The sequence below is a fragment of the Oxalicibacterium solurbis genome (assembly GCF_014635845.1).
In the GTDB taxonomy this organism is placed as follows: Bacteria; Pseudomonadota; Gammaproteobacteria; order Burkholderiales; family Burkholderiaceae_D; genus Oxalicibacterium; species Oxalicibacterium solurbis.
This window is the reverse complement of sequence record NZ_BMDP01000002.1, coordinates 165838-177434: the sequence shown is the minus strand read 5'-3', so window position 1 is coordinate 177434 and position 11597 is coordinate 165838. Positions and strand designations below refer to the sequence as shown.

Genomic DNA, 11597 nt, shown 5'->3' with positions numbered 1-11597 from the left:
AGAGCATGGATGCCCGTCACACGATGCAAAACGGACACCCACCGAATCGCTTCACGATTCGCCATGCACCCGCTTCGGAAAGGTCTTTTCCAGCGGCATATGGCGATGCGAGAAATTGGCGGTGATCCACGCGTAGACCGGGCCGATCGCATTCATGATGATGACGATTCCCAGTGCGGCCAGCGGATCTTTCGGCGTAGGGCCGAAGCCGCCGAACAGCGTGGCGAAGAAGGAAGCGAAGCCGAAGAACATGCCGGGGATGAAGTTGAATCCCGGCAGGCGCGCCACCAGCATCATGCCGGCGTTCAGGCAGAACAGAATCACCATCTCGGCGATGACGAGACTGCTGCCCGAGAAATTCTGCCCCGCCATGCCGAAACCGGTCACGACCAGGAAGCCGGCGATCGAGCCGACCGGCAGCGTCGGCCAGATGCGCTTCAGGTTTTCCGGCGTCGGGCCGCCCATCGCGAACGTGCCGGCCCAGCTGATAAAGATTGCCCAGACCGGCAGATGCCATGGCAACTGCACCATCAGAACGGTGGTAACGGCGAGCAGCGAGGCGACAACTTCGTGCGGGGGCTTTTTCATTTCTATCTCCTGAATTTCTTATTTGGTTTGATTACCGGTTGCTTGTGCTGAATTGCTGATGCTGAATACTTGTCGATTCGTCGACCGCTCATGCCTTCTTCGCGGCCTGCGCAGATTCGTGCGCATGCTTGTGGCCAGGGCAGCCGCAGCTGCCGTGGCGGTGGATCGTGCACTTGTGTTCCGTCACCACGGTGATCCTGCCGCGCTTGATGACCCACGAGCGCGCCGGCATGTCGAGCAGCGCATCGCCCACCTGATAGGTATCGAGAATCACCAGATCGGCCTGCTTGCCGACTGCGATGCCGTAGTCGCGACCGATGCCGATCGAGCGCGCCGCGTTGATCGTGCCCATGTCCAGAATGGCCGACTGGTGCGCCGGCGTGCCGAACGAAACCGCATGCGCCAGCAGATTGCCGATGACCAGCATGTCGGCCTTGCCGAACGGCGTGAATGCATTGCGGATGTTGTTCGACGAATAGGCGACGTTGACGCCTGCCTCGTGCAGCGAACGCACCGGCGTCAGTCCGCGGCGGCGATTCTTCGTGTCGTTGCGTCCGCCGAGATAAAGATCGGTCGCCGGCAGCGTGACGATGCTGATATCCGCTTCCTTCAGCAGATCGATGATCGGTTTCAGTTCTTCCGGCTCCAGCGAACCGAGGCTGGTGACGTGGCCGAGCGAGACACGACCGCGGTAGCCGGTCTCTATCGTCTTCTTCGCGATGTACGTCGTCGCCGCGAAACGCTGATCCTTCGCTTCATCGGAGAAATCCGCATGCATGTCGACCGGCGCATCGTACTTCTGCGCTGTCTCGAACACGATGTCGACATGGCGCATCGTGTCTTCCCACGACAGTTCGTTGTACGGGCAGGCGCCAACGACATCCGCACCCATCTTCATCGACTGTTCCATCAGTTCCACCGTGCCGGGCGATTTCAGGATGCCCTCCTGCGGGAATGCCACGATCTGGATGTCGATCAGGTCCTTGTATTCCTCGCGCAGTTCCAGCAGCGTCTCGACGCCGATCAAACCCTGAATCAGGTCCACGTCTGGATGCGCGCGCAGCGCGGTCGTACCGTTGGCGACCGCCATGTCCAGTACCTGGCGCGAACGCTGCAGCACATCCTCGCGCTCCTGCTTGCCTTTCAGGATGCCGGTCACACGGATCGCTTCGTCCAGCGTGCCCAGCACCGGCGGCATGCGGCGATGCAGGAAGGCCTTTTCCAGATGCATGTGCGGCTCGACCATGCCGGGAATGACTGCGCGGCCTTCGGCATCGATCACTTCGGCAACCGAGGCATCGATGCCTTCTTCTATCGCTGCAATCTTGCCGTCCTTGATTGCGATATCCATCAACGGCTTGTCGTCCCATACACGGACGTTGCGTATCACCAGATCCATGGTCATGGTGTCTCCTCCAGGTTGTCATTGCTTCAAAAGCCGACCGCACCGCGAAACCCGTTGCCGGAAACTTCAGCGGGGCGTATCCATGGAAAAGAGCATACGGCGCAATTGCGGCACCGGGAATCGGAATCGCCTGATTCGCATCTAGGGATTTTCCTAGATGCGGCGCAACATGACAGCAAAGAAATTGCTGCAGGGAAAATTTCGAGAAAGAGAAGCGGGACCGAAAGCTAGTCGTAGCCTTCGTTGATCAGGCCGTGTTTCATCGCGTAGTAGACGAGGTTGGCCGTGGTGGAGGCTTCCATCTTCTGCAGGATGGCAGCCTTGTGCGTGCTGATGGTCTTGTTGCTGAGCGACAGAATGCGGGCGATGTCATTGACAGAATGCCCTTCCACCAGCATGTTGAAGATCTGGAACTCGCGCGGCGTCAGTTGCGTATGCGGCAGGTCGGCATCGGGCTTGTGCATCTGCCGGATCAGCTTCTCGGAAATGCCGGGCGACACGAAGCTGCCGCCTTCGGCCACGCGGCGTATGCCTTCGATCAACTGGCTGGATGCGGTGTTCTTCGTGATGTAGCCGGCCGCACCGGCGCGCATCGCCTGCACCGCGTACTGGCTTTCCTGATGCATGCTCAGCACGAGGATGGGCAGCGCCGGCCTGATCGCCTTGATCTGCTGGATCAGTGCGATGCCGCTCTTGCCCGGCATCGACATGTCCAGCACCAGCACGTCGAACTGCACCGTACGCACCTTCTGCAGCACTTCGTCACCGTCGCCGGCCTCGCCCGCCACCTCCATGTTGGAGACGAAGGAAATGATCTGCTTCAGACCGTCACGAATGATCGCGTGGTCGTCGGCAATGAATACACGGATCATGCCGCGCGTCATGGTCGCTCTCCGTTGTTCTGCGCCAGCGGAATCTGCACGTCGATGCGCATGCCCGATCCCGGCCGGCTTTGTATCTTCAATCTTCCGCCCAGCATGAAGGCGCGCTCGCGCATACCGAGCAGGCCGATGCTATTTTCGTGCGATTCGACCGAATCGATGCCGCAGCCATTGTCGGCAATGCGCAGCGTGATCGCATTGCCGTCTTCCTGCAACTCGACCACCACTGCCGTTGCGTGGCTGTGACGAATCACGTTGGTCAACGCTTCCTGCAGGATGCGGAAGATAGCAGTGCTGACATCGCGATCGAAAGCCGGCAGTTTCGGCTGGACCACCAGGTTGAATGCAATCCCGCTGCGCTCCGAAAACGATTCGAGCAGCCAGTCCAGCGCGGAAGCCAGACCGAGTTCGTCCAGGATCAGCGGCCGCAGATCGGCAGCGATGCGCTGCACCGACTCGACGGTTGAATCGGCGATGTGCTTCAGCTGCTGCAGATTCTTCGCCCATTCCGCAGCCTGTGCCGCCGACGCATTCTGCAAGCCGTATTGCGTCTCCAGCACACCGAGGCCGATGCGAATCGCCGTCAGCGACTGGCCGAGTTCGTCGTGCAGTTCGCGTGATATGCGCGTGCGTTCTTCCTCGCGCACCGATTGCAGATAGGCCGACAGCTCACGCAACTGACTGCGCGATTCCAGCAATTCCTGCTCGGCCATCTTGCGGTCGGTGATATCGCGCGAAATGCCGGTGGTACCGATCACCTCGCCTTCGGCATTGCGGATCGGCGTCTTGATCGTGTCGTACCAGCGCAGCGTACCGTCCTGCCCGTGCCGTTGTTCTTCGTAGCGCAGGCGCACGCCCTGCTCCATCACGCGTCGATCGGTTTCGATGTATTCCTGTCCCCATTCCTGGGGCCAGACATCCACCGGCCTGCGGTTCAATATCTGCGCTTCCGGCAGTCCGCAGGCAGTAGCGAAGGCTTCGTTGACGAGGATGTAACGCGAATCGGCATCCTTCAGCCATGCCTGATCCGGGATGTTGCTGAGGATTGCCTTCTGCAGTTCTTCGTCCGTCTTGCTCACAGTTCACCTTCGCATTCGCTTGCGTACCATACCTGCACAAATACGTACGCAAAGAGCATAGCGCGATGCGCGCGCGCCTGCCTGTTTTTCAGGATGGTCGTCATGCCTGATGCTGCTCGGCATGCGGAATCGGAAAGGAGACCGTGAAGGTATTGCCGACGCCGTCCGTATCGTCTTCCAGCGCGATGGCCGCGTTATGCAACGTGGCGATTTCGTGAACGATCGCCAGACCCAGTCCGCTGCCTTCTTCATGTGTCCCCAGCAGACGATGGAAGCGTTCGAAGATGCGCTGGCGCTCTTCGACCGGAATGCGTGGGCCGTCATCGCTGACGATCAGGTGAGCAGATTCTTCATCCTGCAGGATGCGCACCGTGACGTGACCGCCGGACGGCGTGTAGCGAATCGCATTGTCGACGAGGTTGTTGATCATCTCGGTCACGCGCACCGCTTCGCCGTTCAGCTGCACCGGCTTTTCGGATGCTTCGAAACCTAGATCGATATCCTTCTTGTACGCATGCGGCACCCAGTCCTGCGTCGCACGCAGCGCGACCTGGTTCAAATCGAACGGCTGGAAATTGGCGACCACGTTGTGCGGTTCATTGCGCGCCAGTGACAGCAACTGCGACACCAGGCGCGACAACCGTTCCGCACTTGTATAAAGATGACCCAGGGCGCGCTGCACCTGCGTGAAATCGGTTTCGCGCAGCGCCAGTTCGAGATGTGCCTTCAGGCCGGCAACCGGCGTGCGCAGCTGATGCGCGGTATCGGCGATGAAACGTTCCTGAAAACCGAGCACGGCATCGACACGCGTCATCAGGTCGTTGACGGCCCCCACCAGCGGTTCCACTTCGCCCGGCACATCGGTTGCATGGATGGGGCTCAAATCGAGATGCGAGCGCATGCCGACTTCATGCTGCAGCTTGCGCAGTGGTGCCAGCCCCTGTGCCACACCGCGCCAGATCAGCACGCCGGCGATCAGGATCAGCAGTACCTGCGGCAGGATCACCTGCAGCAACAGCGTGCGCATGTAGCGATCGCGCTTGCCCTGCGTTTCCGCCACCTGGATGGTGACGGGTTCGCTGGCTGGATGCACCAGCGGCTGGCTGTGCAGCAAGGCGATGCGTACCGGCTTGCCGTCGAAGACGTCGTCGTAATAGGCGGTCTCGCTGCCGTTGCGGCGTTTCTTCCGCGCCGGCAGCGTCGGATCGCCGGCGAGGATATCGCCATCATCGGTCGTAATCAGGTAAAAGACATCGTCCTCTTCGTCGAGGAACAGCGTGCGTTCCGCCTCGGCCGACAGGTTGAAACCGAATTCCCGGCCGTCATGTGTGACATGCAGCAGCAGTTCGCGCGCGATCTCGTTGAGTTCGATGTCATAGACGCTATTGGCGACATGGCGCACGACGAAATAGCTGCCGGCGATATCGATCAGCAGGATCACCGACAGCGGAATCAGCACCAGCCGCATCAACCGGCTGCGTAATGTAGGGTTCGCCGTCGGACCGCCCTTGCTCTTTGCGCTATCAGGCTTCACCGGCCTTCTCCAGCAGATAGCCCATGCCGCGCACGGTGCGGATGTTGATATTGAATGGCTCCAGTTTCTTGCGTACGCGATGCACGTAGACTTCGATCGCATTGCTGCCACCGTCGTCGCCCCAGCCGAACAGGCGATCGACCATCTGTTCCTTCGTCACCACCTGCCCCTGGCGCGACAGCAGCAGCTCCAGCACCGCCAGTTCCCGCACGGAAAGCTCCACCGGCTGCTCGTTGTAGAAGAGGCGATGCGCCTCCAGATCGAAACGCAGGCCGCCGTGCGTCAGGCTCTTGCCGGCATCGAACTGGCCGCGACGGATCAGCGCACGCACACGCGCCTCGAACTCGGGCAGGTCAAACGGCTTGGTCATGTAATCGTCGGCGCCAAGATCGAGGCCGAGCACGCGATCGTCCAGCGTATCGCGCGCGGTCAGGATCAGGACAGGAATACGCGAGCGGCGTTCGCGCAGGCGGCGCAGCACGGTCAGGCCGTCCAGCTTGGGCAGATTGATATCCAGCAGCACCAGCGCATAAGTATCAGTATTGAGCGCGCGCAATGCATCTTCGCCGTTGTCCACGCAATCGACGTTGTACGAAGCCTGGCTCAGCGCACGCGTCAACGCGGCGGACAAAACTTCGTCGTCTTCGACTATCAGTATGCGCATACCCGCGCCTCTCCTGTGAAACTGTCTCTGTTGTCAGCATCGTGTCTGCAATGCCTTTTTATTGGTGCGGCGCTTGGCCGGCGCACACAGGATAAGGACAGACTTGCGCCGTGTCTACAGCCGTCGCCGTCCGGGCCGACGCGCCGTTCCTCCCTGCCGACAGTTTCTTTGCTTGCCGGGAAATCCTGCAAACCGACCGCCCCTCCGTCGCAAAGTTTTTTGAAAAATGCGTCAACCGCCCTTTCCGGCAGGCGTTAAAGCCAGTACGGATCGGCATCGATTCGTATTTTCTTACCCTTTAGAGAGAGCATTCACATGAAAAAATTGATCGCTGTCCTGGTTGCCGGCCTGTTTGCATCCGTCGCATTCGCACAAGAACCTGCTGCGGCCGGCGCTGCCGCTCCGGCCGCAAAAGAAGCCAAAGCAACGAAAGCACACACCAAAAAGCACAAAGCATCGAAGAAAAAATCCAAGGCAAAAGCTGCTGCACCAGCAGCCGCTCCTGAAGCCAAGTAATCGATTGCCATAAAAAGGCAGGCATCGCCTGTCTTTTTTATTGGCTGCCTGGAACGGAAACCGGTTTTCGTTCCAGGCAACCGTTCGTGCGTGTGCGATTAATATGCACATCCTGTGCACGATTTTGTTGCCCATCCATTTCCGCGTCTTCTTTTTTTTCCGCACTTCCTTTATCGTGCATCGTCTCTTCGCATGCATCGTGCGGTTTTTCTTTCGCGCTCGCCTCCATCTTTACCATCTGAATTTCTGCGCTGATCCGTTGCCGCTGCAGATCCGCGCCGCTTGATGCACAATCCGTCTGGCGGCATGTTTACCTGCTCCGGCTATTGCCACGGCGGAACTCCATCCGCCTTCCGCTTGTCGGACGCGAAGACGCATTCCAATAAATACTCAGATACGTAGCGAGACTTCATGATTGAGACTCCATGATTATTTATCAGGTCTATCCGCGCAGCTTCAACGATTCCAACAACGACGGCGTCGGCGACCTCGCCGGCATCGAACAGAAACTCGCCTATATCAAGAGCCTGGGCGTCGACGCGATCTGGATCAGCCCGTTCTTCAAATCGCCGATGGTCGATTTCGGCTACGACGTGGCCGATTACCGTGCAGTCGATCCCATGTTCGGCACAATGGAAGATTTCCAGAGCCTGCTGGAAAAGGCGAAGGCTGCCGGCGTCGGCATCATCGTCGACATGGTGATCTCGCACACATCGGAACAGCATCAGTGGTTCAAGGACAGCCGGCTCGGATTGAACGGCAAGGGCGACTGGTATCTGTGGGCATCGCCGCAACCGGACGGCAGTCCGCCCAACAACTGGGTTTCCGTATTCGGCGGCCCGGCATGGCGCTGGGATGCGGAACGGCGGCAATATTATTTCCACTCGTTCTTTTCCAGCCAGCCCGATCTGAACATGCACAGCCCCGCCGTGCAGGAACAGATCCTTTCCGAAATGCGTTTCTGGCTGGACATGGGCGTCGCGGGCTTCCGCTTCGATGCCTGCAATCACATCTTTCAGGACAAGCAGCTGCGCAGCAATCCGGCGCGCGACGACGCCAGCACGGCATTGCACCCCTACGGTTTCCAGAACCATATCTACGATCAGGGCCAGCCGGAAATGCTGCCCTTCCTCGAACGCGTGCGAAAGCTGCTCGACGAATACGGCGCTTACAGCCTGGCCGAAGTCGGCGGCTACGATCCGATCAAGCTGATGGGGCAGTACACGCAAGGCAAGCGCCTGCATTCCGCTTACAGCTTCGCGATGATGCAACCGGACAGCAGCGCGCAACGTGCGCGCGACGTCATCACCGAACTGGAAAACAATATCGTCGCTCCCGGCCGCGCCTGCTATGCGCTCAGCAATCACGACAAGCCGCGCGTGGCGACGCGCTGGCTCAACGGCCGCGACCGCGCACAGACGGCCAAGGAAATGCTCGCGCTGCTATTTTCGATGCGCGGCGACATCTGCATGTATCAGGGAGAAGAACTGGGCCTGCCACAGGCCGAAGTGCCCTACGAACGCCTGCAGGATCCGTTCGGCAAATCGTTCTGGCCGAAATTCAAGGGCCGCGACGGCTGCCGCACGCCGATGCCGTGGAACAACAAGCTGCATGGCGGCTTCAGCCGCGTCGAACCGTGGCTGCCGGTCAGCGACGAACATCGCGCGATCAATGTCGAAAAACAGGAAACCGACCCGCATTCGGTGCTGCAGTTCTACCGCAAGACGATCGCCTTCCGCCGCGCGCATCCTGCGTTGCTGCATGGCGACATCACGCTGCTGCCGTCGCCGCACGGCGTGCTCGCCTTCCGCCGCCAATACAAAGGAAAGGAAGGCGACGAAACGCTGCTTTGCCTGTTCAACATGGATGTGATCGAACACACGGTCACCTGCTCGCCCGGCGACATGCTGCTGGGCCAGAACGCCACGATCGACCTGTTCGGCGTGCTGCTGGGCATCAGCGGGTTCTGCATCCTGTCCGAAGCCTGAGTCCGAAACCCGAACGCAAAGCCAGATTCGCAAAGAGATTTTCAAACAGATAAGCGAACGTCGCATCGGGGCCACACCTTGCGCGCCCGCACGCACGGCCGTGCTACAGTCTCCTCGACATAGTTTCCCAGCAGCATTATTCGTACTTGCCGCAGCACGACGGCCAACGCATTCGAAACGATTCACACCATGGCCGACATCGCATCGCAGATGGCAAACGACTCTGCCGTCTACAAAACCCTGCTCGAATCCACCAAAGCCATTCCGTGGAAGATCGACTGGAAAAGCATGACCTTCGCCTACATCGGGCCGCAGATCGAGGCCTTGCTCGGCTGGACGCAGGACAGTTGGATCAGCGCCAACGACTGGGCCGAGCGCATGCACCCGGAAGATCGCGAATGGGTCGTCAACTTCTGCGTCTCGCAATCCAAGTCCGGCACCGATCACGAAGCCGATTACCGCGCACTGACCAAGGACGGCAACTACGTCTGGATACGCGACGTCGTGCACGTCATGCGCAATGCCGATGGCGAAGTCGATGCGTTGATCGGATTCATGTTCGACATTAGCGACCGCAAGAAAACCGAAGCCAAGCTGATCGACATGCAGAAGGAACTCGAAGCGCTGTCCTTCAAGGACGGCCTGACCGGCGTCGCCAACCGCCGCATGTTCGACACCGTGATGGACGCCGAATGGCACAACGCGCGGCGCAATTACCAGCCGCTGTCGCTCGTCATGCTCGATATCGACTACTTCAAGCAGTACAACGATCACTACGGCCATCTTCAGGGTGACGAATGCCTGAAGACCGTCGCCACCATCCTCGGCTCCGCCACCCGCAGATCGCGCGACTTCTTCGCCCGCTTCGGCGGCGAGGAATTCATGCTCGTCCTGCCGGAAACGGATCAGGACGCAGCGCTCAAGATCGCCGAACGCTGCCGCACGCTGATCTGCAACGAAGCGCTCGCCCATGAAAAATCCGGCATCTGCAGCAAGGTCACCATCAGCCTCGGCGTCGGCACCATCATCCCGACCGAGAAGGACAAGCTGACCGCTTTCATCGAATCGGTGGACAAGCAACTCTATCTCGCCAAGCAGAACGGCCGGAACTGCGTCGCCGCCACCAACGCGCCGTAAAACAAACGCCGCACTCCATCGTCCTTCGCCGCAACCGCCCTGTCCGTCCATTCGACGGATAATGGCGGCATGAATACACCCGACAATTCCCACGCCTTTTCCGCCGACGAGATCGACGCCGTCTATCGCGCCATCCGCGAACGCCGCGACATGCGCCACTTCCGCCCCGACCCGCTGGAAGAAGGCCAGCTCGAACGCTTCATCCACGCCGCCCACATGGCGCCCAGCGTCGGCTACATGCAACCGTGGCGCTTCCTGCGCATCACCGATCCGGCATTGCGCAAGGCAATCCACGCGCATGTCGATGAAGAACGCATCGCCACCGCCGACGCACTCGGCGAACGCTCGGACGAATTCATGAAGCTGAAGGTGGAAGGCATCCTGTCCTGCGCCGAAGTGCTGGTCGTCGGCCTCACCGATCAAAGAGAGAAATACATCTTCGGCCGCCGCACGATGCCGGAGATGGATCTGGCATCCGCATCATGCGCGATCCAGAACATGTGGCTGGCCGCACGCGCCGAAGGTATCGGCATGGGCTGGGTGTCGCTGTTCGACCCTGCGCGGATCAGAGAGTTATGCGGAATGCCGGAGGGAAGTCAGCCGATTGCGGTGTTGTGTATCGGGCATGTGGAGGAATTTTATCCGGCGCCGATGTTGGAGATTGAAAAATGGGATAAAAGAAAAAATATAAAAGAACTTTTCTTCGAAAATGCTTGGAAAATATAGTAAAAATCTAAAAAAATTAACTACTTTTTAATTCAATCTACGGAGACTATTTTTGAGCACGGAAATATCCAATGAAGTTTTGAAAGCAACTAATCCCTTAGTTTTTATTAGTCACGATACACGTGATGGTGACTTAGCTGAGGCATTTAGCACCCTTTTAAAAAGCGTAAGTGCGGGTGTTCTAAAATCATTTCGCACCTCAGACAAAAGAGGAAATCAAGGAATTGAATATGGAGTGGAATGGTATCCAGAAATTACGAAGAATATTCAAAATGCATCGGATGTAGTTTGCCTCTTAACAAAAAGAAGCGTTGATAGGCCTTGGATTCTTTTCGAAGCGGGTATGGCCAAAGGAAAGCTAGATACTCCCATCCTAGGTCTTGCATTAGGAATCCCTCTTAAGGACGCATCTTCTGGTCCTTTTGCACAATTTCAAAACTGTGCCGACGATGAAGATTCGCTTATAAAACTAGTTTTTCAACTTGTAAATCGTATTCCCAACTCTGAACCGGATAAAGATACGATTAAATTTCAGGTTGAGAAGTTTAGAGAAACCACTTCTAAAATTCTAAAAAAATTAGATGGAACACCCGAAAAACCAATTCAAGAGATGGAGAATTCTTCCGCAAAGTTATTTGAAGAAATCAAGATCATGTTTCAAGATCTACCATCTCGCATAGAAAGAAGAACCTCTGCTCCTAATAAAAGACGTAATCACAAATTTCATCCTCATTTTCTTGAAGAGATTACGGCCCTTTCAAAAGATCCTCGCCTCGCGATAAAAATTGCCCTTAGCTTTTATCGTGAAAAAATGCCATGGATATACGACGAGGGAATTCTTTTAGTTAATCGTTTGAGTAGAAGAATGTCGAGTACTACTAGCCCACTATCTCAGAAAGCTTTTTCTGATTTTGAACACCTAATGAGGCTCAGTACAAAAAGCAGAATAGTCGATCTATTAGTAGAAGATGAAGAAGATTATTTCCTTATGAGTGAGTTACCTCATTTAATAATGAAAAATCTTGAGAGATTACGATAGATACATTTGAAGGTCAGGCATTTAATGCCTGACCTTTGGT

12 protein-coding genes are annotated in these 11597 nt (G+C 57.4%); 5 read left to right on the top strand and 7 right to left on the bottom strand.

The annotated features are described in order from the left end of the window. Positions 1–51: 51 nt before the first annotated feature. The 6 genes from IEV40_RS06450 to IEV40_RS06425 all read right to left on the bottom strand — a co-directional run bounded on the left by IEV40_RS06450 (position 52) and on the right by IEV40_RS06425 (position 6151). Positions 52–588, bottom strand: coding sequence for a DUF1097 domain-containing protein (locus IEV40_RS06450; protein WP_188420185.1), 537 nt, complete (start codon positions 586–588; stop codon positions 52–54). An 88-nt stretch (positions 589–676) separates the two neighbouring features. Beyond that, complete coding sequence (locus IEV40_RS06445) at positions 677–1993, bottom strand: amidohydrolase family protein (RefSeq protein ID WP_188420184.1); 1317 nt, start codon at positions 1991–1993, stop codon at positions 677–679. Positions 1994–2220: 227 nt separating this feature from the next. Further along, positions 2221–2865, bottom strand: a complete 645-nt coding sequence (locus IEV40_RS06440; protein ID WP_188421076.1) for a response regulator — start codon at positions 2863–2865, stop codon at positions 2221–2223. Between the two features lie 8 nt (positions 2866–2873). Continuing rightward, positions 2874–3953 (bottom strand): PAS domain-containing sensor histidine kinase, encoded by a 1080-nt coding sequence (locus IEV40_RS06435; RefSeq protein WP_188420183.1) that lies wholly within the window; start codon positions 3951–3953, stop codon positions 2874–2876. Positions 3954–4053: 100 nt separating this feature from the next. Continuing rightward, positions 4054–5487 carry a sensor histidine kinase gene (locus IEV40_RS06430; protein ID WP_229723997.1) on the bottom strand — a complete coding sequence of 478 codons (1434 nt, stop codon included), beginning with the start codon at positions 5485–5487 and terminating at the stop codon, positions 4054–4056. Next, positions 5477–6151: a response regulator gene (locus IEV40_RS06425; RefSeq protein WP_188420182.1), complete on the bottom strand. Its 675-nt coding sequence runs from the start codon at positions 6149–6151 to the stop codon at positions 5477–5479. The genes IEV40_RS06430 and IEV40_RS06425 overlap by 11 nt, the downstream gene beginning before the upstream one ends. A 315-nt stretch (positions 6152–6466) precedes the next feature. On the opposite strand from IEV40_RS06425, the gene IEV40_RS06420 reads away from it, so the two are divergent. Beyond that, positions 6467–6667 (top strand): hypothetical protein, encoded by a 201-nt coding sequence (locus tag IEV40_RS06420; protein ID WP_188420181.1) that lies wholly within the window; start codon positions 6467–6469, stop codon positions 6665–6667. A 37-nt stretch (positions 6668–6704) separates the two neighbouring features. Here IEV40_RS06420 and IEV40_RS06415 read toward each other — a convergent pair whose 3' ends face one another. Then, positions 6705–6905: a hypothetical protein gene (locus IEV40_RS06415; RefSeq protein ID WP_188420180.1), complete on the bottom strand. Its 201-nt coding sequence runs from the start codon at positions 6903–6905 to the stop codon at positions 6705–6707. A 187-nt stretch (positions 6906–7092) separates the two neighbouring features. Between IEV40_RS06415 and IEV40_RS06410 the strand changes: the two genes are divergently transcribed. The 4 genes from IEV40_RS06410 (at position 7093) to IEV40_RS06395 (ending at position 11557) form a co-directional block, all read left to right on the top strand. Next, positions 7093–8655 (top strand): alpha-glucosidase, encoded by a 1563-nt coding sequence (locus IEV40_RS06410; RefSeq protein ID WP_188420179.1) that lies wholly within the window; start codon positions 7093–7095, stop codon positions 8653–8655. Between the two features lie 189 nt (positions 8656–8844). Next, positions 8845–9792, top strand: coding sequence for a GGDEF domain-containing protein (locus IEV40_RS06405; RefSeq protein WP_188420178.1), 948 nt, complete (start codon positions 8845–8847; stop codon positions 9790–9792). Between the two features lie 69 nt (positions 9793–9861). Next, positions 9862–10518, top strand: coding sequence for a 5,6-dimethylbenzimidazole synthase (gene bluB, locus IEV40_RS06400; protein WP_188420177.1), 657 nt, complete (start codon positions 9862–9864; stop codon positions 10516–10518). A 52-nt stretch (positions 10519–10570) separates the two neighbouring features. Then, positions 10571–11557, top strand: a complete 987-nt coding sequence (locus tag IEV40_RS06395; protein ID WP_188420176.1) for a TIR domain-containing protein — start codon at positions 10571–10573, stop codon at positions 11555–11557. The last annotated feature ends 40 nt before the right edge of the window (positions 11558–11597 follow it).